Raw genomic sequence first — 20999 nt, forward strand, 5'->3', positions numbered from 1 at the left:
ATGACTTTAGTTCAGCTAGAATATATCGTTGCTGTAGATACTTACAGAAGTTTTGTTACTGCTGCAGATAAATGTTTCGTAACGCAACCTACTTTAAGTATGCAGGTGCAAAAACTGGAGGAACTGATCAGCGTTAAAATTTTCGACAGGAGCAAACAACCCGTAAGCCCGACCGAAATTGGCGCCCAGATTATTGCCCAGGCCCGGATTATTTTACAGGAAAGCGGAAAAATAAAAGAACTGATCAGCAGTCAGCAGCAGGATGTTCTTGGCGAGCTAAGAATAGGCGTAATTCCAACTGTTGCACCTTATTTGCTCCCAGAAGTAATTTCTGCCATGCTGGATAAATATCCTGAATTAAAGCTTTTAATCTGGGAATATACCACCGAAGATATTATTCACCACCTCAAAACAGGTGTACTGGATTGCGGTATTTTAGCTACGCCACTTACCGATCCGAACATTACCGAAATCCCATTATATTACGAAAACTTTGTAAGCTATATCAGCAAAAACAGTAAGCTTTATAAAAAGAAGGCCGTTGACGCTGAAGATCTGAACGATGAAAACATCTGGCTTTTGAACGAAGGTCATTGTATGCGCAATCAGGTATTGAACATTTGCCGTTCTACAAAAAACAACAGATTACAGGGGCTGGAATACAATACAGGCAGTGTAGAAACCTTGGTGCGTATGGTTGATTTAAATGGAGGTGCAACACTATTGCCCGAGCTGGCCATAGCAGAATTAAATGCAAAGCAGACCAATAAGATCCGTCATTTTAAATCGCCTGAGCCTGTACGCGAAATCAGCCTGGTAACCCATAAAAATTTTATTAAAAAACGGATGCTTAATGCTTTAAAAGATGAGATTTTAGAAATTATCCCAAAAGCCATGAAGCAGAAAAAGAAAAAAGATATAGTTGGGATTTAGACGGTATGGCCAAGCCTGAAGGGGAGATTGGACAAAGCAGACATCTTAGCGATTTCACCAGCGCGGTCGTCATGCTGAATTTATTTCAGCATCTTTCAGCTAAATAGAGCCTGAAATAAATTTATTCAGTAGCTTTCGCTGCACTTCAGTCGAGATGACGACTTTTCTATAAAATTGATTATTTCAGAGCCTCAGGAACCAATTCCTTGTCCCTATCTACATGATCAGCCAACTTATAGCCTGATGCAATAGGATTTTTATCTTCTAAAAAGATCAAAATAATTAATGAAATAATGGGGATTAAAAATGAAATAAAAAACCAGAACCAAAAATTACGGCCTGTTCGCTTTGCCAGAAAACCTGCAAGTAACTGTGGCGACAATAGTAGTCCGAGTACAATAGTGCCTAAGATTATCTCTGGCATTTGTTATTGATTAATCGATTACAAAACCTAGTTTACTAAAAAACACTACTGATTTTGTTTTTCTACCGGCGGTGCAGATAACAATCCTTTAATATCGCTTTCAACCTCTTCTTCTTCGCCTTTTTTCTTTTTCTTATTTTTCGCTTTTAAGCCTTTACCACTTAAACGTTCCTCAATGATTTTATCGTATTCGGTTTGTTGCTCTGGCCTTAAAACATTACGGATGTTCTTTGATGTTTCGTTCTGTAGTTTATAGAATTTATCTACATCCTCTTCGCGCGAGTTGCCTGCCTGTTGTCTTTTAATTAAATCAGCCTGTTCTTTCGCCTGGTTATAGGTAAAGCTGTAGATTACGCTTTTTTGCGTTCCATTTAGCTTTAACCGCTTATCCAGATCCTCCACATTCTTCTGTGCAATTTCCCCTGGAGTAGGTACTTTATTCTGTTGTGCACGCACCAACCCATTTACACCAACAATAACTAAAAATAAAATTACAAGCCTTTTCATTTTGAACATTTTATATCTGCGAAGTTACTTAATTATCTTAAAACAAGAAAGTCCCGATTTGCATCGGGACTTTCCTAAATTTTATTGGATGTTATAGCCTATAAAGCTTTTTTGTAAAGCTCAGCAACTGCATCCCAGTTAATTACATTCCAGATCGCCGCTAAATAATCAGGGCGTTTGTTCTGGTATTTTAAGTAATATGCGTGCTCCCAAACATCGATACCCAAAATTGGCGTTCCTTTAACTTCAGCAATATCCATTAAAGGGTTATCTTGGTTTGGTGTAGAAGAAACCTGAAGTTTTTTATCAGCACCAACTGATAACCAGGCCCAGCCAGAACCAAAACGGGTAGCGCCGGCTTCTTGTAATTTAGTTTTAAGATCAGCAAATGAACCAAAAGTTTCGTTAATTGCTTTAGCTAAATCGCCAGTTGGCTCACCACCTTTATTTGGACCTAAAATGTTCCAAAACAAAGAGTGATTATAGTGACCTCCGCCGTTGTTTCTCACAGCAGCTGGGAATTTTGAAATGTGTTTTACAATTTCCTCGATGCTAGAAGTCGCTTCTGGCTTACCTTCTAACGCTTTGTTTAAGTTGGTAACGTAAGCCTGATGGTGTTTATCATGGTGGATTTCCATGGTAGTTTTATCAATATGCGGTTCTAATGCATCGGTTGCGTAATGTAACGCAGGTAATTCAAAAGCCATAATGTTTTATGTTTAAAGATTTAAAAATGTTTCTTGTAGCAAATATAACATTAGAACGTTAAGATTTGTTCATGTTATTATCATCAAATCGTTTTCTGCTCAGTTGTTGTAAAGTTGGAAGGGTTGAAAGTTGTAAGGTTCAGGGCGATAGCCAAGTGGTTTTTAATGAAAAAACTGATCTTTAGTCAATGATTGATAGTCAATAGTAAAATAGCCCATTTGGCTAGAACTATAAACCATGAGCCATTAACTCATCTCCTCTACCTCTTCTTCGCAAAAAAATCTTTCATTAACGCCGCACATTCCTCTGCCATTACCCCACCTTTCAATATCGTTTTAGGATGCAACAGATTGGCATTTTTGGAGATAAAGCCTCTTTTTTCTTCTCTGGCACCATACACAATACGGCTAATCTGTGTCCAATAACTTGCACCGGCACACATTACACAAGGCTCGATGGTTACATATAAGGTACAATCCCTTAAATATTTCCCGCCTATGGTTTGCGCTGCAGAGGTAAATGCCTGCATTTCTGCATGCGCAGTAACATCATTAAAGCGCTCAGTTAAATTGTAGCCCCGACCAATAATCCTGTTTTTACTAACCACTATTGCGCCGATTGGAATTTCATCTTCAGCCAAAGCTTTTTTTGCTTCTTCCAGGGCCAATTTCATGTAATGAATGTCTTCTTCCTCTGGGGCGGTATTTTCGAAATTGTAAAAACTCATGTGGCAAATATAGGGTAACACTTTCGAAGTTTTACTAGCCCTTTACTCTTGGAAACTTCGGAAGTCTAGTCGAGGTTTTGGAGCGTAATTTCAGCGCTTATCGGCAGCTTCAGTCCTGCTTTCTGTTCCAAGTACGCACTCGTTCCTCGTTTGCGCGCTTTCCGCTTCAATCAGGGCTATTAAAAAAAGCCTGCGTACAATAAGAACCGCAATGGGTAAGTGTACTGCCTATTTCCCGCAGATCGGCGCTGATTAATCTCGCAGATTAAAAAGATTTTCATGTTATTATATCTACATAAATCTACGTTTTAATCTTTTTGAATCTGCGGGAAAGAGTCTCCGCTAAACTTCAGAAGCCGGCTAAATCAACTTACTTCCGTTAGGAACTTTACTTTGTACGGCAGTCAATACAATATCACCGTTTTCGTCGGCAAAGCCGGTAACCAAAAATTCGGACATAAATTTTCCGATCTGTTTTTTAGGGAAGTTGATCACCCCTACAATCTGTTTTCCTGGTAATTCGTCCAAGGAATAGTGTTTGGTAATCTGCGCACTGCTCATTTTAATACCGAATTCTCCAAAGTCTACCTTAACTTTATAGGCAGGCCGTCGGGCTTCAGGAAATTCGAAGGCCTCTAAAATGGTGCCTACCCTCAATTCTACCTTTTCGAAGTCATTCCAGGTTATCTCTTCCATAGCTTAATTTTAATGTAACGGCAAAAATATAAATTATTAAAATATTTCGATTGTAATTTAAATCAGCGTTAACATTCAATTCAACCGATTGCATTAAATGGAATAGATTTTACAAAAAATTTGCGATTTATATTTTAAGCACTATCTTTATGCAACCGTTTGCATAACCAAATATTAAAATAATTTAAAACCATGTATTTATTAGGGATTGATTTAGGAACCTCATCTATAAAAGTTGCAGTTGTTGATGTAGCTACACAAAAAAACATTGCGACAGCACAATACCCGGAAGAGGAAACAGCAATTAAATCTTTACAATCGGGCTGGGCAGAGCAATCGCCGGATGAATGGTGGCAAAATGTTCAACAGGCAATCCTTAAATTAAAAGCAACCGGCTTATTTGATCCTAAAGAGATTAAAGCCATTGGTATTGCTTACCAAATGCATGGTCTGGTTGTAGTAGATAAAGATCAAAACGTACTCCGCGATAGTATTATCTGGTGCGACAGCAGGGCAGTTGAGCTAGGCAATAGCGCTTTTGAGGCCATTGGAGAGGAAAAATCGTTAAAACACCTGTTAAACTCTCCGGGGAACTTTACAGCCTCAAAGCTAGCCTGGGTAAAAGCAAATGAGCCAGAGATCTATAACCGCATCGATAAAATAATGCTGCCAGGCGATTTTATCGCAATGAAATTAACAGGAGAAATCACAACCAGTATTTCTGCATTATCTGAGGGCATTTTCTGGGATTTTGAAAATCATGAGATTTCCAAAGATGTGATGGATTATTACGGCATCTCACGCAGCCTTATTCCACAGGTGAAACCTTTGTTTTCGGAACACGGCTATTTAAAGGCCGATATTGCAGCGTCACTGGGCCTGTCAGCCAGCATCCCGGTAGCCTATAAATCCGGCGATCAACCCAACAATGCACTTTCTTTGAATGTATTAAAGCCAGGAGAAGTTGCTGCAACGGCCGGAACATCAGGTGTGATCTACGGGGTAAGCAGTAATCTTACCTACGATAAACAATCGAGGGTGAATACCTTTGCGCATGTAACCTATTCGGAGGAGAAAAAACACACCGGCGTTTTACTTTGTATCAATGGCACCGGCAGCATGTACCGCTGGGCAAAATATAATTTCGCACCACAGTCTACATATCCTGAACTGAATAACCTGGCATTAAAAGCGCCAATAGGCAGCAATGGCTTAAAAGTGCTTCCTTTCGGAAATGGTGCCGAGCGGATGTTAAACAACAAATATACTGGCGCCCAGTTGTTAGGTATCGACTTAAATCTCCACAATCAATCAGATATTTTTAGGGCTGTACAAGAAGGGATTGCCTTTTCTTTCCGTTATGGATTGGATATTATGAGAGAAAACGGCATGAAACCTAATGTAATCCGCGCTGGGAGGGCCAACCTCTTTTTAAGTGATGTATTTGCACAAACCTTTGTTGACGTTACCGGCATTCCGGTAGAACTTTACGAAAACGACGGGAGTGTAGGCGCAGCCTTAGGTGCCGGTATAGGGGCCGGGATTTTTAAAAGTGCAGAGGAAGCTTTTAACAACCACGAAGTAATTAAAACTTTAAGCCCGCAACATTCGGCAGCATACGAACCCATTTATCAGGATTGGAAAAAAATATTAGAGAAACAATTAGCAATTGGTTAATGGTTGATCGTCCATAACGGGATCGACTATGAAATATTGACCAACAGACCACCAACCAAAAAACAAAAAAACATGACAAAAGTAGTAACAGGAGCAAAAGAATTTTTTAAAGGCATTGAGCAGATCAAGTTTGAAGGCCTGCAAAGCGACAATCCATTAGCATTTAGATGGTACGATGCCAACAAAGTAGTGGCAGGCAAAACCATGAACGAGCACTTTAAATTTGCCTGCGCGTATTGGCATTCATTTAATGGCAACGGTGCCGATCCGTTTGGAGGTGCAACGCACATTTTCCCTTGGGATGAAAAAAAAGATGCAGTAGAAAGGGCAAAGGATAAAATGGATGCAGCCTTTGAATTTATCACTAAAATGCAGATCCCTTATTATTGTTTCCATGACGTGGATGTGGTAGATTATAGCGACGATATAGCCGAAAACGAACGCAGATTACAGGCCCTTGTTGACTATGCCAAGCAAAAACAAGCAGATAGCGGTGTAAAATTACTTTGGGGAACAGCCAATTTATTCAGCCATAAGCGCTACATGAATGGTGCATCTACCAATCCCGATTTCCATGTGCTGGCACACGGAGCTGCACAGGTTAAAGCAGCTTTAGATGCGACCATTGCCCTTGGTGGCGAAAATTATGTGTTCTGGGGAGGAAGAGAAGGCTACATGAGTTTATTGAACACCAACATGAAACGTGAGCAGGAACACCTGGCAAAATTCTTACATACCGCTAAAGATTATGCACGCAAACAGGGTTTCAAAGGTACATTCTTCATTGAACCGAAACCATGCGAACCTTCTAAACATCAATATGATTACGATGCGGCAACAGTGAAAGGCTTTTTACAGCAATATGATCTGCTCGCCGATTTCAAATTAAACTTAGAAGTTAACCATGCTACCTTGGCCGGTCATACTTTCCAGCATGAATTACAGGTTGCAGTAGATAATGGCTTATTAGGTTCTATCGACGCAAACCGTGGCGATTATCAAAATGGCTGGGATACTGATCAGTTTCCGAATGATATTAATGAACTAACGGAAACCATGTTGATCATTTTAGAAGGTGGTGGCTTACAGGGTGGAGGTGTAAACTTCGATGCAAAAATCCGTCGTAACTCTACCGACCCGAAAGACCTGTTCTATGCACACATTGGTGGCATGGATATCTTCGCAAGGGCATTAATTACTGCAGATGCCATTCTTCAAAAATCTGATTACAAAAAAATAAGAACCGACCGCTATGCTTCATTTGATAGTGGAAAGGGTGCCGAATTTGAGCAAGGCAAACTAAGTTTAGAAGATTTGAGAAATTACGCTGCAGAAAATGGCGAACCAGAAGTACGCAGCGGAAAGCAAGAATATCTGGAAAACTTAATTAACAGGTATATTTAATTTATTTCATAAGATTTAATCTCCGTGGTCTGTGTCCTCACAGACCACTAGCATTTGATTTAATTAGAATGATCTGTGGAGACACAGACCATGAATAAGAACTGGGCGATCTCCATTAATTTAACCCATCCCAATAGTGTTTGGAAAGTAGAATATCTGTTAATTTTTAGCTGCGAAAATTAATAAACGTTACTTTAACACTTTTTAATTCAAAAAAAAGCAGAGATTAATTTATGATTTTACTACATTTAGATTTCTAAACCAAATAACCACTATTATATTAATGAAAAACAATTTATTGGACACGAAGGATTACATTGTATTTGCGGTGTACTTCGTTATTGTGGCTGCTTACGGTCTGTACATCTACAATAAGAAAAAATCCGCATCCACAGGCTCAAAAGATTATTTCTTAGCTGAAGGTTCACTTACTTGGTGGGCAATCGGTGCATCATTAATTGCATCGAATATTTCTGCAGAACAATTTATCGGCATGAGCGGATCGGGCTTTAAGATGGGATTGGCAATTGCAACTTACGAGTGGATGGCTGCCCTTACACTGGTTATTGTTGCTGTTTTCTTTATTCCGGTTTACCTGAAAAACAAGATCGCCACAATGCCGCAGTTTTTACACCAACGCTACAACGGAACCGTTGCCATGATTATGGCTGTGTTCTGGTTATTGTTGTACGTAGTGGTAAACTTAACGTCGATTCTTTATTTAGGTGCTTTAGCTGTTAGCAGTATCTCTGGATTCGATTTGACTTTCTGTATGTATGCCATTGCAGCTTTTGCCATCGTAATTACACTGGGCGGAATGAAAGTAATTGGCTATACCGATGTTATTCAGGTATTTTTCTTAATTCTTGGTGGTTTGGCCACAACATACCTGGCATTAAACCTGGTTTCTACCCATTACGGAACCTCAGGTATTTTTGAAGGTTATAGCCTGATGACTTCAAAAGCGTCAGAGCATTTCCACATGATCTTAAAACCTGATAATGAGAATTACATTGATTTACCGGGATTAAGCGTATTGGTAGGTGGTATGTGGATTGTAAACCTTAACTATTGGGGCTGTAATCAATACATCACGCAACGTGCTTTAGGTGCAGATTTAAAAACTGCCCGTGGGGGTATTTTGTTTGCAGCTTTCTTAAAATTGTTAATGCCAATTATTGTGGTATTACCAGGTATTGCAGCTTATGTACTGTATAAAGACGGGGCTTTCCAATCGGAAATGCTGCAGGATGGATCTGTTAATCCAGACCGTGCTTACCCGGTACTGTTAAACTTATTACCTGCCGGATTAAAAGGTTTATCGTTTGCAGCATTAACTGCAGCGGTTGTAGCCTCATTAGCTGGTAAAGCAAACAGTATTGCAACCATTTTCACGCTTGATATTTACAAAAAAGTATTAAAAACCGATGCTTCTGAAAAGAACCTCGTTTTTACAGGTAAAATTGCTGTAGTTGTAGCCATGGTGTTGGGCGTTGTTATTGCACCACACTTAGGTATTGATAAAAAAGGCGGATTCCAATATATCCAAGAGTATACAGGCTTTGTTTCTCCGGGTATATTTGCCATGTTTATTCTGGGTTTCTTCTGGAAAAGAGCAACCTCAAATGCAGCACTTTTTGCAACAATTGGTGGTTTCGGATTATCGTTATTGCTAAAGGTTCTTCCAACATGGACCGATCTTTCCTGGTTATCGGGAGTGGGCTTCTCGGTTAAAAATGCTGGTATTTACGAAATCCCTTTCTTAGATAGAATGGGTATTGTGTTCGTATTCTGTATTATCGGTATGGTAATTATCAGCTTGTTCGAAAACAAAAACGGTGTTAATCCAAAAGGACTGGAAATCGATTCGAAAATGTTCAAAACCACAACAGGCTTTGCTGTTGGTTCGTTGATTATTATCGGTTTATTGGTAGCCCTTTACAGTATATACTGGTAGAAGATATCTTTCTATTATAATTTCTAAAGCTTTTCTGGAAACAGGAAAGCTTTTTTGTTTTTATTCGAATTAATCATTTACAACAGGGAATTAAATTTTTCCAAAAAAGCTTATCTAAGCAAATTATAAAGGCGCTATTTTTTTTGAAAGCAGATACAGCAGCATTAGGTCATCACAGCCCTTGCTCTGCGTTTTTTCAGATGAAGGATCAGAACCACTCCGATCCCTTAGGTTTGAGAAAGATTATCAAAGAATTAAATTTGACAAAGGAAACCTTAAAAGCAGAGGTGAACTATGCTGCGATCCAGACTTACGATCTAGAACCTGTAACAGACCTCTGCTTTTTAGTTGAACAAGAACCATATAGAATTTTAGTCTAGCGGACTATTAAGGGATTCAGTTTTATTCAACTTTAGGATTTCCATTTCACTTAACCGTAAAGTTATGAATTATGAACTATTTGTTGGAATAGATATTTCCAAATCAACCATCGATGTTGCTGTTGTTACACAGGCCTGTTTCGACAAGCCCCTCCACCATGTTTTTAAGAACAGCTATGATGGCTTTGGCCTAATGCTGGAATGGCTTTCCATACATGGTATCGCGCTTAAGAAGGTTCTTTTCTGTTGCGAGCATACAGGTATTTATATCTGCCCCATAACCAACTTTATGCATGCAAATGATTTATCTATATGGGTTGAAAACGGGCTGCACATTAAGCGTTCCATTGGACTTAAACGGGGGAAATCTGATAAGGCTGACGCACAGGCAATCGCAAGCTATGCTTTTTCAAATCAGCACAAAGCCCGTCCTTACCTCCTTCCTTCGGCAACAAGCTCAAAACTCAAACACCTGCTGGCACACCGCGAACAGTTGGTAAGACACCAGACCTCTTTTAAATGCACCTGCTCAGCGCTTAAAGGATTTGATAGGGAGAACGCTGGCTATTGCATAGCCGATAGCCAGGAAATGCTTGCCCTTTACGCCGAACGGATAAAAAAGGTAGATATCGAGTTGGCAGCCTTAATAACAGAGGACCAGGAACTAAACGAACAGTTCAGCCTTGTGTAGAGCGTGCATGGGATCGGAAAGCAGACGGCTATGTTTATCCTGATCCATACTGAAGCCTTCGCTGCATTTTCAGACTACAGAAAGTTTGCGAGCTATTGTGGAATAGTCCCATTTCCACATAGCTCGGGGACGAGTATACGAGGGAGAAACCGGGTAAGCAACCTCGCCAATAAAAAACTAAAGGCGTTACTGACCATGTGTGCGCTAAACACGATAAAAAAAGATAACGAATTCAAACGATACTATGATCGAAAAAAAGCTGAGGGAAAAAACGCTATGTGTGTACTGAATGTGATAAAAAATAAGCTACTGAGCAGAGCTTTTGCTGCTGTTAAAAGAGGTACGCCATACCTCCTGGAGCCTGCCGCATAAATCTAAAGTAATGATTCTCAGAAAAAAAACTTTTTATTTGCATAAACCATAGAATACGGGTTTAGGTGGCTAAAAGGTGCAACTATTTGTGGCTGCGGGGCATAGCTAATTACGCGATGAAACCCAAACCATTAATAGCTGTAGAAAAATGCCCTAAATAGCCCTGATTGAAGTGTAAAGCCCGGAGCGTAGCGAGGACTTGTAACGGAAAGCAGGACTATAACAACCGATAAGCACGACTATTGCGCTCCAAGAAAAAAATATTAAATCGTAAGGCTAACAATCGTTACACGATATTTTCCTTTTACCATTGGTTTGGTTCGTGTCTCCACGAACCAAGGCGTGCGATGCCGAAGATTCGGAACAGCATGACGACTCCTGTAGATTTTGAATGAATTATTGCGAACAAGGTCCGTCAGGGATTTCTTTACTGATTTTAAGCACTTTCATCACCACCAGGGTAGAATCGAAATCAGGAGAAACCGTAGCGGTATCAGACTTCGCGAAATAACCTTCTAATTCTACATATACTGGCTCGTATGGTTTTTCGAACCCCAGGTTACTGTAAGAGAGTTCTAAGTTTTTTACACTGTCTTTAACCCAATACTCACGACCATCTTCACATAAGGTAAAAGACTTCATTTCAGGGCCAAAACTATACAAACCTTTAACCGTTTTCAGATTACTTTTTTCTCCCTCGGCTTTATCGTTTCTACAAGCTGTAGCGGCTACGCCAAGGAGCACAACAAATACAATTGCTTGTTTAAATAACTTCATTTTATATAGTTTGATTAATTTGATCTATCTTTTTAACACTTAAATTGGATGACAAAGCAGATGCCAAAAATGAGAAGATGCCTACTGTAACAAAAACTAAAACAAAATCCTTCCATTTTAATCCGATGGGATAGGAACTTACCAGCGTTTTATTTACTTCATCACCCATTTTGATAAAACCATAAGTGTGCTGAAAATAATAAAATATGAGGCCGATAATTAAGCCCAGCACACAGCCAGACATCGTGATCATCATTCCTTCAAATAAAAATATCCGTTTGATTAATTTCTTTCCTGCGCCTAAACTGCTCAGAATGGCTACATCCTTCACTTTATCGATTACTAACATGGTTAACGACCCTATGATATTAAATATAGCAATAATCAGGATAAAAGTAAGAATAATATATACCGCCCATTTTTCGGTATTTAAAATGTGGTAGAGTGATTTATTTTGCTCGGCCTGATTTCTGACTTCATAATCTTTACCAGCTTTTTCGATTACCTCTTTTTGAAAATCGTCTACATCAACACCAGGCTGGAGATTGATCTCTATAGCAGACACATTTTTCTCTTCGCCTAAAAGTTCGCGGGCAAAATTCAATGGCACAATAATGCCATTATCGAAATCTTGTTGTACTTCAAAAACACCACTTACCCGAATGTTCTTTACCACAAAATCGTCGGCAGGGTTTAAGCTATTTGCCGCGATATCTTTCTTTGGCGAATAGATTTCCAATTCTGTAAAGGGATCGACAGTATTTACGGCTAAATAACTTTGTAAGGCAGAACCAATTACCGCATTATCGCCGCTTCTGTTGTGGAGTATAAAATGGCCCTCTTTTATAGTGCTATCTAATCTGGTGTTTTTTAAATAATCTAAACTTACACCTTTAACCATTCCAACAGCTTGTTTGTTGTTGTATTTTAATAAAGCATTTTCCTGCAGCACTTCGGTAAAAGCGGCAACATCTTTATCTTTTCTGAGCTGATTAAAATAGCTTGTATTCGGATCAAAAGTTTTCCCCTTAGCTGGTGTAATGGCAATTTGTGGTGTAATGGTATCGAACATATTCAACACCACTGTTTCTAAACCGTTAAATACCGAAAGGATAATAATCAATGCAGCACTACCAACCATTACGCCTACCATCGATATGCCCGATATCAGGTTAATGGCATTGGTAGATTTTTTGGCAAAAAGATACCTTTTGGCAATATAAAACGATGTATTCACAGCGGCAAAGATAAATAAAAGGTTGGGGGTTTAAAGGTAAAAGGCTTAAGGTTGTAAACCCTTTAACAATTATGAACCTTTAATCCTGCTAAAAAAATGGGTTATGTTGTTTTTCAAAACCAATGCTCGTGGCTGGTCCATGGCCAGGATAAACTTTGGTTTCATCAGGTAAGACAAAAAGTTTATCGGAAATGTTTTGGATTAATTGCTGATGATTACCTCCAGGCAGATCGGTACGGCCAATACTTCCATAAAAAAGCACATCACCACCTATTAAAATATGATCGGCCGCGCTGTAAAAACACAGGTGTGCCGGCGAATGCCCCGGAGCAAAAATTAAGGCTAGTGTACTATTACCAAAAGAAATTGTTCCTGTTTCGGGCAAAAAGGTATCGGGCAGCGGAGATACATCATAACGGGTAAAACCCATTGATGGTGCATAACCAGGAACTGCATTTAAAATTGGCAATTCGCCTGCATGAAACTGTGGTTTTAAGCCATAGGTTTCGAACACAAATTTATTGCCGAAAACATGATCGAGATGACAATGTGTATTGAGCAATAAGACCGGTTTTAACCCTTCATTTTTAATGAAAGCTACCAATTCATTTTGCTCAAAACCTTCATACATGCCCGGATCGATAATGGCACATTCTTTGGTTTCATCATAAAGCACATAGGTATTTTCGCTGTAGGCGTTAAATGTGAAGGTTTTTATTGTAATCATAAAATTTCAAAAAAATCCTGTTTACAAAAACAGGATAACAAAATAATAAATTAATTTTTCCACCTAAAGGTAGAAATCAAGGTATCGATATCCTTTTTAATAAATTTAACAACGGGTTCAATAGAGTCGTATTGTGGGCGCTCATTAAAATATAAAGCCCCTCTAAAGTAATGTTTAGCACTATCGGTTAAAAAAAACTGGACTGATGACGCGGTATTCCCTTCAATGGCGTAATAAATGCCGTAAACTTTATGATCGGGGTAATTGATGAGCTTTTGATCAATTGCACTGGCTTTTATCGTATGTTTAAAAGCCAATTTTCGGGCATCTTCTACCATTTCATCATATTCGCCTTTACCCGAAACATCGTAATACGTTAAATGCAAAAAGCCATTAAACTGTTTAAAGTGCAAATTGTACCAGTTCTTTTGGGCATCGCGGCTTTGATCTTGTTCGACCGCCGCATAAGTTGGATATTTGAAAGTAAAGGGGACAGGCTTGGTAAATGCAGTATAATCTTTTTTAGGGAATACGATCCTGTAATAAGCTTTTGGCTTTGGACTATAATCGTGGTTCTGACAAGCTGTTATAAACAAAAGCAGTACAAAGGGAAGGCAGATCAGTTGTTTTAGTTTCATAACATTTTATCAAAGATTGCGTCGTCGTTCCTCCTTGCTTTGACGATAGGTTAAATTATTTATTCCAGATTGCCCAAGCTTTTTCTGCTTGTTTGTACAGCATTTCCAAACCGTTTTTAATTGCTGCACCGCGCTCAGCAGCTTTAGCCAAAAACACGGTCTCTAGCGGATTGTACACTAAATCGTAAGCTAAATACCCTGGCCCAACTAAACTGTAATCAATTTCGGGAAAGGTATCTACATTTGGCGACATCCCCAAGGGCGTGGTATTGATCAATAACTGGTGCGAGGCTAAAATCTCTGGTGTAATTTCTGAATATAGAATAGCACCCTGAACAGCCGTTCGTACCACAACCTGATATTGGATATTTAATTTTTCTAAAACGTACTTTACCGCTTTCGCCGCCCCACCATCGCCAAAAACAAGTGCCTTTGTGTGTTGAGGTCCCAATAATGGCTTTAGCGATTCTTCAAAGCCATATGCATCTGTATTGTAGCCTTTTAAGTAATTTTTATCTTCAAAACTTTTGATCGAAATACAATTTACGGCCCCAATTTTTTCTGCAGCTTCATCTACCTCGTTTAAATAGCAAAGCACGTTAACTTTATGCGGAATCGTAACATTAAGCCCACAAAGTGATGGATTTTCAGTCAGCAGATCGGGCAGTGATTTAATATCGGCAATAGGGAAAAGCTCGTACCGATGATCGGCTATGCCCTCATTTTGAAATTTTTCCGTGAAATATTTTTTCGAGAAAGAATGAGAAAGTGGATATCCGATTAAGCCGTATGTTTTCATTATTTATATAAAAAAGCAAACCTTACAGGTTTTTGAAACCTGCAAGGTTTATTTAACTATGCACCCCGCAATAGCGGGTTGAGTTATTTAGTTTGATTCAGGAAATAATCAAAAGTATCTCCCCGTAAACCTAAACGAATGGTTTCTAAAGGAATTACTTCTGCGGGAGCAATATTACCAAGGTTTACATTGCTACCGATTAATTTAATAAACCAAACTTGCTGTTCTTTTTGAGGTGCTTCCCAAATAATGGTTTCTTCGGGAATCTGGGTTAAAATTTCATCAACCAATCCTTCACGGACTTCACCGCTTCCACGGTAAATACCTACATTACCACCTTCGCGGGCCTCGGCAATTACTTTCCACGATCCTGCCTCAATTTCGGCCTGCATTAATTTAATCCACTTATATGGGGCAAATATTTTAGCGGCATCTTTACTTCCAACCTCCGAAATTACGGTTACCTGTTTAGAAAGTTCGCGGATAAACTCACATTTTTTATCGTGCTCAATTTCGATGGAACCATCAGAAACTTCTGCATACTCCATTCCATACTGGTCTAAAACACGTTGGTAATCTGAAAACTGGTTACGAATGATAAAGGCTTCAAATAACGTTCCTCCGAAATAGGTAGGAATGCCAGCACTTTTATATAAAGCTAATTTTTCTTTAAGGTTTGGCGTTACGTGTGATGTTGCCCAACCTAATTTTACGATATCTGTATGTACGCCGGCAACTTCAATAAAATCTTCAACCTGGCGTAGGCTCAATCCCTTATCCATAACCATTGTTAAGCCTTTTTGGCGTGGTTTAGCTGGACGTTCGGGAACGTTTAATAATGGATAATTCATATGCGTACAAAAGTGAAAAAAATTTTGAGATTTATTTGTTAAATTTTTCTCACAAGGTCGTTACCTAATATATCTGTTTATAACGTTCAAAATGGCACTATTATCCTGCAATTGTGGTAAATATTCAAATAAAATATAGTGTTTATCGGGGTCTGTTGTTAAAGCCGTTTCCAAATATCCCAGTGCATCGCTATAATTCCCCTGGGCAAAAAGATAGGCTACCATTCTATAATACAATTCTGCTGCTTCCGGATTATTCTTGATCGCCTCTGCCATTGTTTCCGATGCTTCCAGCAATTTTCCCTGCTCGTAAAGCACGGTACTAAAATCTAACCATGCTTCAATATCCAAAGGATTAAACTCCAATACCTTTTCGTAAGCTTCGATCGATTCATCAATCTGGCCTAATTTATAATAAGCATCGGCCATAGCAAACCAGAAATCAGGGTTTTCGGCCTCTAAATCGATTGCTTTTTTATAAAAATGCAACGATTCGAAATAACGTTCTTCAAAATTCAGTGTAACACCGATCCCAAACCAGGCATCTGCCATTTTGGGATCCATTTTTACCGATTTTTTGTAGTAAGAACGAGCTTCGTCCATTTTCTCCAGTTTCTCGTAACATTCGCCAATGGCACAATAGGTATCGGCATTAGGCTGTTCGTATTCGAAAGTCTGTTTATAAACATCAATCGCCTCATCGTATTTATCGAGCTGAACCAGCGCATTACCTTTATTGAAATACGCAGAACTAAAATCTTCTTTGATCAGGATCGCATAATCATAAGCATCGATTGCTTTTTCAAAAAGATTCAGCTTATGGAAACTATTGCCCAAATTGTACCAAGCCGCATAAGAATACGGATCTGTATCGATGTATTGCTGATAAAACTTGATACTTTCTTCTTGTTTATCCAACACATCGTAACAGAAAGCCAGCTCATATAAACCATCCTGGTTCTCCATATTCTGCTCTAAACTGAGCTTAATATAGGTAATGGCGCTTTCATAATCGCTCATGCTCTGGTAAACATAAGCCATCTGTAATAAAATCTCATCGGTACTTTCAGCCAGTCCTAAAGCTTTTTCATAATTTTCCAAAGCCTCATCAAAACGTTCGGTATTTTGAAAAATATTACCGCGAAGCAAATAAATATCTGGTTCTGACGGTTCTAAAAGCTCAGCTTTTTGCAAAGCAATAAAAGCCTTTTCGTGGTTGTTGGTTAAAATGTAAAGATGAGCTTGTTTGATTAAAAACACTGTTGCATAAGGGTGTTGACTGATTGCAAAATCAACAACCTGCAAAGCTTTGACCGGATCATTTTTCTCAATGTAGAAATCTACAATGTATTCGAATGCGCCTGCATCGAAGAAATACTGATCCTGGTTGCGGAGCATTTCTTCGTAACGTTCTACCGAGCGTTGTGCATCTTCGTTGGATTCAAAAAAGAATTCTTCTTCCATATATTATACTATTAAAGAACCGTGCCAATTAGCAGAAAAACACATTATAAGTTTACAAGTTTTAATTATCCGTTTTTAAAATAATTATTAACATCAATCGGCTAAAACAGCGTAAACAGCTGACTATAAAGCGTATTAACTGTGATTAAGATGTGTGGATAATCTATAGATTTTTTGCAACATCGCGGTTCCTTTTCCCTTCTTTGACAAAAATACTATAAATTTATGGTATATACGTAATTAAGAAGTCATGAAAGGATTAGTCATTTTTGCCCTGTTTTTATTGTGTTTTACTACAAGTGGCTTCGCGCAAAGCGATGAAGAAAGTGCCATCAAAAAAACCATAAACAACCTTTTTACTGGCATGAAAGGTGGCGACAGCACTTTAACCAGAACCGCCTTTGCACCAGCAGCGATTATGCAAACCATTATGAACAAGGAAGGTAAAACGGGTATACGTACAGAATCTGTTAACGACTTTATCAAATTTATCGGTACTCCACACCAGGAAAAATACGATGAGCGTATTGTGTTTACCAAAATATTAATCGACGGTCCTTTGGCTTCTGTTTGGACAGACTATAAATTTTATCTGGGCGAAAAATTTAGCCATTGTGGGGTTAATTCCTTTCAGTTGATAAAAGGAGATAAAGGCTGGCAGATTGTTTATATTATTGATACCCGGAGAAAGGAAGGATGTAATTAATGGTATTTATTTAGTTTAGATATTGAGCCAAGGGATTCGGTTTTAAGTCTCTCAAGGTTTCAATAAGTTTAGTATCAAAATAATTGGCAATTATAAATGCTTCTTTTTTACCTTGCTTAAGCTTGATAACGCCCTTGTCAATATCGAAAATATTCGGCATAGGATATGATATTCTTGTCATTACCATTTTATCAATATCAAATATTATTTCTTTGGCTTCTTTATTAACCCAGAATAAAACTTTGCAGGGAGGAGTTGTAATTACAATCTGCGTTTTACTAACCGTCACCAAAGTGGAGGTTGAGCTTATCGTTTTAGCGCGGGGCAAAATATGCCATTTCTGAATGTAAATAGTGAACAAGGCAAATACTATTTCGCTGAGGAAATATTCAAACCCAAATCCCTTATTTCCTCGAAAATAAATAAGGATGGAGCACGCTATAAAAACTATCAAACCAAAAATAGCGACCCGAGCCATGCGTTTCTGGTCTTTTTCCAATAAATCGATTAAAAAGGGTACAACGGAATATTGCATATAAAATTAAAGCTTGAAATATACGCATAATCAACCCGTGCGTTATAGGATTAGAAATGTTTTCTGGAAAGCCAGTCTCTGTAGTTGGGTTATTGTTAGTTGATCTTATATTAAAGTCTCGATTTTGAACCATTAGCTGCCGTTATCATTCGCAATTTGTAGCGATGATATAAAAAAGGGTTGACATGTAAACATAATCAACCCTTTTAAAAATGAGATTTGGTTATTATTCTTTTTCTAAATCACCTGCGCCTTTTTTAAATAATTCTGCCTGTTTGTTCAGCTTTATTTTAGCCTCTCCGCTTACTGCGGCAGCTTGTTGTGTTTTAGCCTGGGCAGCTGCTGTGTAGGCTCCTGAAAGCTGCTTATTTAAATAAGATTGTAATTTTAATCTTTCAATGGCGCCAGCAATGTTCATAATACCTTTTTCGGTAACTACAGGATTATTGTTGCCTCTCAGGTACTGAAAATATTGGCCAACTACTGCAAAAACCTCATTTTTGTCACCTGTAAGCATAATATTATCATAAAATGCCTGATATTCGTCTTTTGGTTCGCTGATATATAACGTTGCAATAGAAGGTGCTATATGTGATTTCGTATCTTCATCTAGTGATGCTAAAACTGCGACACTTTCTTGTGGAGCAAGTTTGGCCAAACCATCAACACCGGCCGCAATTACCCTATACGACCTATCTTTTAAGCTTTCTAACATTAAATTTTTATACGCCTGATCGCCAGTTTCAGCTAATTTCACAATTGCAGCTGACCTTGCTTCGGTATTTTTATCTGTTTTAGCAATCTGAAGTAAAACCGGCAAAGCTGCAGCTTTAATCTGAGCATCATCCAGGTTAATGCCATCAATGCTTAAAGCGCGTAAATCTGCAGATTTATCCTTTAAACCCTCTAGCAGCACCAGCTGCCCGCTTTTGGCTTTGCTCTGCATAATAAATTGCAGCGCTTCAATTCTATTGGCATAACTAGGCGCATTTTTGTATTGGAAATAATAGTTTTCTGCGGTTTTATTATCGTTGGTTTCGCCAACTAAAATTTTATCTACATCAAAATCGATTAAATCGGGTTTAGCACTCACATCGAAACTAAAGTTCTGCTCCCGGCTATTGATCAGGATTTCTTTTCTGATTTTTTTACCTCCAGCATAAATGTCAATTTTGATCGGCAGCGTAAAGATCTGTACGCTCGAATCCTGTGTTTGTTTAACCTTAATTGTTGCCTTACCGTTTTCGTAACCATAATCGATACTTAAAACCGGATGGCCACCATTGTAATACCACTGATTAAAATAAGGGCTCCAGTCTTTTCCGGTTACCTCTTCCATAGCCAAACGTAATTGATGTGTTTCGCCATTTTTAAAGGCATTGGTAGTGAGGTAGCGGTTAAGCGATTTGTAGAAGGCCGCATCACCCATCTGGTTTTTAAGCGCATACAAAATGATCGATCCTTTGGCATAACTTACATTATCGAACATGTCTTCCTTATCGTTGTAATAAAAACGTGCCAATACCGGACTTTCGCCTTTTTTGGTGGATCCTAAATAGGACTGCAGTTTTTCGTAACGCGATTTATCTTCCGCATCCTGCCCTTCATCATGTCCATGCCAGATCACTTCGCCAAAGGTGGCAAAAGATTCGTTCATGGTTAAGTTAGACCACGACTCTGCGGTTACATAATCGCCAAACCATTGGTGAAAAAGTTCATGTGCAATGGTTCCTTCTTCATTTTCATCCAATAACTCACGATCTGTTTTTTGTACCTGCTCGCCATGTAAAGTAGCTGTAGTATTTTCCATTGCGCCCGAAACGTAATCTCTGGCTACCACTTGTGCATATTTATTCCATGGATAATCTACTCCCAACAGGTTGCTGTAAAACTGGATCATATCAGGGGTTTTACCAAAAATCTGCCTGGCATAAGGTGCAAATTTTGGTTCGAGGTAATAACTTACTTCTTTACCTTTATAGGTATCTTTTGTGATTTTGAATTCGCCCACTGCCATCATAAATAAATATGGCGAATGTGGCAGATCCATCTTCCAGGTATCGGTTCTTGTTCCATCTGCGTTGGCTTTCTGGCTCACCAGTTTTCCGTTAGAAAGTGTAGTATATTTCGATTTTACCGTCATCGAAATCTCTTCGGTAGTTTTCTGATCAGGTTTATCGATAGTTGGAAACCATGCCGAAGATGATTCCGTTTCGCCCTGGGTCCAGATCTGTGTTGGTTTATTTTTATCGGTACCATCCGGGTTGATAAAATATAAACCTTTGGCATCGGTTATGGCTGCACTTCCCTTTACTTTCAATTCATCGGGTTTAGCGGTGTAAGCAATATACACCGTGTACTTTTCGGTATTGGTGTACTTTTTATTTAGGGTGATGTAAAGCTTATTATCTTTATAAACATATTTAAGCGGGTTATTCCCTTTTGCGCCAACCAATGCAATGGTTTTAATATCCATTCCCTGCGCATCGAGGGTTAAAGAATCGGTAGGATAAAAATGAGGTTTTAAAGTAACCCATTCTTTACCGTATAGGTATCGCTTTGCATAATCAAAAGATACATCGAGTTTGGTATGCACCAGATCGTTAACTTTGGTTGCAGTTACACGGTAAACATTTAAGTTGTTCGATTTTTCGACGGGCTGTTCCTGTGAAAAAAGTGGATTAGCCATAAAAGCAGAAGCCAGCATCACACCACAGGCAATAATTTTCTTATTCATTTTTATGTTTTTACAAATTAGTTTTACTTTAAACACTAATGTTTGTGCTAAA

The 20999-nt window shown here is 38.7% G+C and carries 22 protein-coding genes; 8 read left to right on the top strand and 14 right to left on the bottom strand.

The genetic code is table 11. The annotated features are described in order from the left end of the window. Positions 1–933 (top strand): LysR substrate-binding domain-containing protein, encoded by a 933-nt coding sequence (locus ACN9MR_RS21855; RefSeq protein WP_426326613.1) that lies wholly within the window; start codon positions 1–3, stop codon positions 931–933. Between the two features lie 178 nt (positions 934–1111). Here ACN9MR_RS21855 and ACN9MR_RS21860 read toward each other — a convergent pair whose 3' ends face one another. The 5 genes from ACN9MR_RS21860 to ACN9MR_RS21880 all read right to left on the bottom strand — a co-directional run bounded on the left by ACN9MR_RS21860 (position 1112) and on the right by ACN9MR_RS21880 (position 3995). Continuing rightward, positions 1112–1357: a hypothetical protein gene (locus ACN9MR_RS21860; protein WP_426326614.1), complete on the bottom strand. Its 246-nt coding sequence runs from the start codon at positions 1355–1357 to the stop codon at positions 1112–1114. 45 nt (positions 1358–1402) lie between these two features. Continuing rightward, positions 1403–1864, bottom strand: a complete 462-nt coding sequence (locus ACN9MR_RS21865) for a hypothetical protein (RefSeq protein ID WP_426326615.1) — start codon at positions 1862–1864, stop codon at positions 1403–1405. 98 nt (positions 1865–1962) lie between these two features. After that, complete coding sequence (locus tag ACN9MR_RS21870; protein ID WP_293310998.1) at positions 1963–2571, bottom strand: superoxide dismutase; 609 nt, start codon at positions 2569–2571, stop codon at positions 1963–1965. Between the two features lie 260 nt (positions 2572–2831). Next, complete coding sequence (locus ACN9MR_RS21875; protein WP_426326616.1) at positions 2832–3299, bottom strand: nucleoside deaminase; 468 nt, start codon at positions 3297–3299, stop codon at positions 2832–2834. A gap of 360 nt (positions 3300–3659) precedes the next feature. After that, complete coding sequence (locus ACN9MR_RS21880) at positions 3660–3995, bottom strand: tRNA-binding protein (RefSeq protein WP_426326617.1); 336 nt, start codon at positions 3993–3995, stop codon at positions 3660–3662. Positions 3996–4187: 192 nt separating this feature from the next. Between ACN9MR_RS21880 and ACN9MR_RS21885 the strand changes: the two genes are divergently transcribed. The 6 genes from ACN9MR_RS21885 (at position 4188) to ACN9MR_RS21910 (ending at position 10476) form a co-directional block, all read left to right on the top strand. Then, entirely contained in the window at positions 4188–5672 is a 1485-nt protein-coding gene (locus tag ACN9MR_RS21885; RefSeq protein ID WP_426326618.1) for a xylulokinase, read from the top strand. 72 nt (positions 5673–5744) lie between these two features. Beyond that, positions 5745–7076 carry a xylose isomerase gene (xylA, locus tag ACN9MR_RS21890; protein ID WP_426326619.1) on the top strand — a complete coding sequence of 444 codons (1332 nt, stop codon included), beginning with the start codon at positions 5745–5747 and terminating at the stop codon, positions 7074–7076. A 283-nt stretch (positions 7077–7359) separates the two neighbouring features. Further along, positions 7360–9033: a sodium/sugar symporter gene (locus ACN9MR_RS21895; RefSeq protein WP_426326620.1), complete on the top strand. Its 1674-nt coding sequence runs from the start codon at positions 7360–7362 to the stop codon at positions 9031–9033. A gap of 143 nt (positions 9034–9176) precedes the next feature. Next, on the top strand, positions 9177–9413 hold the full coding sequence (locus ACN9MR_RS21900; RefSeq protein ID WP_426326621.1) for a hypothetical protein: 237 nt from the start codon (positions 9177–9179) through the stop codon (positions 9411–9413). A 64-nt stretch (positions 9414–9477) separates the two neighbouring features. Beyond that, on the top strand, positions 9478–10104 hold the full coding sequence (locus ACN9MR_RS21905) for an IS110 family transposase (RefSeq protein WP_426326622.1): 627 nt from the start codon (positions 9478–9480) through the stop codon (positions 10102–10104). A 3-nt stretch (positions 10105–10107) separates the two neighbouring features. Beyond that, positions 10108–10476 carry a transposase gene (locus ACN9MR_RS21910; RefSeq protein WP_426326623.1) on the top strand — a complete coding sequence of 123 codons (369 nt, stop codon included), beginning with the start codon at positions 10108–10110 and terminating at the stop codon, positions 10474–10476. Positions 10477–10872: 396 nt separating this feature from the next. Here ACN9MR_RS21910 and ACN9MR_RS21915 read toward each other — a convergent pair whose 3' ends face one another. The 7 genes from ACN9MR_RS21915 to ACN9MR_RS21945 all read right to left on the bottom strand — a co-directional run bounded on the left by ACN9MR_RS21915 (position 10873) and on the right by ACN9MR_RS21945 (position 16969). Then, complete coding sequence (locus ACN9MR_RS21915) at positions 10873–11253, bottom strand: hypothetical protein (RefSeq protein WP_131029427.1); 381 nt, start codon at positions 11251–11253, stop codon at positions 10873–10875. Position 11254: 1 nt separating this feature from the next. Beyond that, positions 11255–12490 (bottom strand): ABC transporter permease, encoded by a 1236-nt coding sequence (locus ACN9MR_RS21920; RefSeq protein ID WP_426326624.1) that lies wholly within the window; start codon positions 12488–12490, stop codon positions 11255–11257. Between the two features lie 88 nt (positions 12491–12578). Further along, positions 12579–13217 carry an MBL fold metallo-hydrolase gene (locus tag ACN9MR_RS21925; protein WP_426326625.1) on the bottom strand — a complete coding sequence of 213 codons (639 nt, stop codon included), beginning with the start codon at positions 13215–13217 and terminating at the stop codon, positions 12579–12581. Between the two features lie 50 nt (positions 13218–13267). Then, on the bottom strand, positions 13268–13855 hold the full coding sequence (locus ACN9MR_RS21930) for a gliding motility lipoprotein GldD (RefSeq protein WP_426326626.1): 588 nt from the start codon (positions 13853–13855) through the stop codon (positions 13268–13270). A gap of 55 nt (positions 13856–13910) precedes the next feature. Next, positions 13911–14654 (bottom strand): shikimate dehydrogenase family protein, encoded by a 744-nt coding sequence (locus ACN9MR_RS21935; RefSeq protein WP_426326627.1) that lies wholly within the window; start codon positions 14652–14654, stop codon positions 13911–13913. 83 nt (positions 14655–14737) lie between these two features. After that, the gene (locus ACN9MR_RS21940; protein ID WP_057930755.1) at positions 14738–15505 is read right to left on the bottom strand and encodes a phosphosulfolactate synthase; all 768 of its coding nucleotides are present in this window, start codon (positions 15503–15505) and stop codon (positions 14738–14740) included. Positions 15506–15565: 60 nt separating this feature from the next. Continuing rightward, positions 15566–16969 (bottom strand): tetratricopeptide repeat protein, encoded by a 1404-nt coding sequence (locus tag ACN9MR_RS21945; RefSeq protein ID WP_057930756.1) that lies wholly within the window; start codon positions 16967–16969, stop codon positions 15566–15568. Positions 16970–17219: 250 nt separating this feature from the next. On the opposite strand from ACN9MR_RS21945, the gene ACN9MR_RS21950 reads away from it, so the two are divergent. After that, the gene (locus tag ACN9MR_RS21950) at positions 17220–17675 is read left to right on the top strand and encodes a nuclear transport factor 2 family protein (RefSeq protein WP_426326628.1); all 456 of its coding nucleotides are present in this window, start codon (positions 17220–17222) and stop codon (positions 17673–17675) included. A gap of 10 nt (positions 17676–17685) precedes the next feature. Here the strand turns inward: ACN9MR_RS21950 and ACN9MR_RS21955 are convergent, their stop codons facing one another. Both ACN9MR_RS21955 and ACN9MR_RS21960 read right to left on the bottom strand, forming a co-directional pair. Further along, complete coding sequence (locus ACN9MR_RS21955; protein WP_426326629.1) at positions 17686–18174, bottom strand: hypothetical protein; 489 nt, start codon at positions 18172–18174, stop codon at positions 17686–17688. Positions 18175–18436: 262 nt separating this feature from the next. Continuing rightward, complete coding sequence (locus ACN9MR_RS21960) at positions 18437–20947, bottom strand: M1 family aminopeptidase (protein ID WP_426326630.1); 2511 nt, start codon at positions 20945–20947, stop codon at positions 18437–18439. Positions 20948–20999 lie beyond the last annotated feature (52 nt).

It is taken from the genome of Pedobacter sp. R-06 (genome assembly GCF_049913135.1).
GTDB lineage: Bacteria > Bacteroidota > Bacteroidia > Sphingobacteriales > Sphingobacteriaceae > Pedobacter.

Excerpts from the sequence above, each read along its gene's own strand:
- ACN9MR_RS21940 (WP_057930755.1), bottom strand. The coding sequence starts at position 15,505 with ATGAATTATCCATTATTAAACGTTCCCGAACGTCCAGCTAAACCACGC.
- ACN9MR_RS21880 (WP_426326617.1), bottom strand. The coding sequence starts at position 3,995 with ATGGAAGAGATAACCTGGAATGACTTCGAAAAGGTAGAATTGAGGGTA.
- ACN9MR_RS21950 (WP_426326628.1), top strand. The coding sequence starts at position 17,220 with ATGAAAGGATTAGTCATTTTTGCCCTGTTTTTATTGTGTTTTACTACA.
- ACN9MR_RS21885 (WP_426326618.1), top strand. The coding sequence starts at position 4,188 with ATGTATTTATTAGGGATTGATTTAGGAACCTCATCTATAAAAGTTGCA.
- ACN9MR_RS21925 (WP_426326625.1), bottom strand. The coding sequence starts at position 13,217 with ATGATTACAATAAAAACCTTCACATTTAACGCCTACAGCGAAAATACC.
- xylA (WP_426326619.1), top strand. The coding sequence starts at position 5,745 with ATGACAAAAGTAGTAACAGGAGCAAAAGAATTTTTTAAAGGCATTGAG.
- ACN9MR_RS21860 (WP_426326614.1), bottom strand. The coding sequence starts at position 1,357 with ATGCCAGAGATAATCTTAGGCACTATTGTACTCGGACTACTATTGTCG.
- ACN9MR_RS21960 (WP_426326630.1), bottom strand. The coding sequence starts at position 20,947 with ATGAATAAGAAAATTATTGCCTGTGGTGTGATGCTGGCTTCTGCTTTT.
- ACN9MR_RS21935 (WP_426326627.1), bottom strand. The coding sequence starts at position 14,654 with ATGAAAACATACGGCTTAATCGGATATCCACTTTCTCATTCTTTCTCG.
- ACN9MR_RS21875 (WP_426326616.1), bottom strand. The coding sequence starts at position 3,299 with ATGAGTTTTTACAATTTCGAAAATACCGCCCCAGAGGAAGAAGACATT.
- ACN9MR_RS21915 (WP_131029427.1), bottom strand. The coding sequence starts at position 11,253 with ATGAAGTTATTTAAACAAGCAATTGTATTTGTTGTGCTCCTTGGCGTA.
- ACN9MR_RS21855 (WP_426326613.1), top strand. The coding sequence starts at position 1 with ATGACTTTAGTTCAGCTAGAATATATCGTTGCTGTAGATACTTACAGA.
- ACN9MR_RS21870 (WP_293310998.1), bottom strand. The coding sequence starts at position 2,571 with ATGGCTTTTGAATTACCTGCGTTACATTACGCAACCGATGCATTAGAA.
- ACN9MR_RS21930 (WP_426326626.1), bottom strand. The coding sequence starts at position 13,855 with ATGAAACTAAAACAACTGATCTGCCTTCCCTTTGTACTGCTTTTGTTT.
- ACN9MR_RS21905 (WP_426326622.1), top strand. The coding sequence starts at position 9,478 with ATGAATTATGAACTATTTGTTGGAATAGATATTTCCAAATCAACCATC.
- ACN9MR_RS21945 (WP_057930756.1), bottom strand. The coding sequence starts at position 16,969 with ATGGAAGAAGAATTCTTTTTTGAATCCAACGAAGATGCACAACGCTCG.
- ACN9MR_RS21865 (WP_426326615.1), bottom strand. The coding sequence starts at position 1,864 with ATGAAAAGGCTTGTAATTTTATTTTTAGTTATTGTTGGTGTAAATGGG.
- ACN9MR_RS21895 (WP_426326620.1), top strand. The coding sequence starts at position 7,360 with ATGAAAAACAATTTATTGGACACGAAGGATTACATTGTATTTGCGGTG.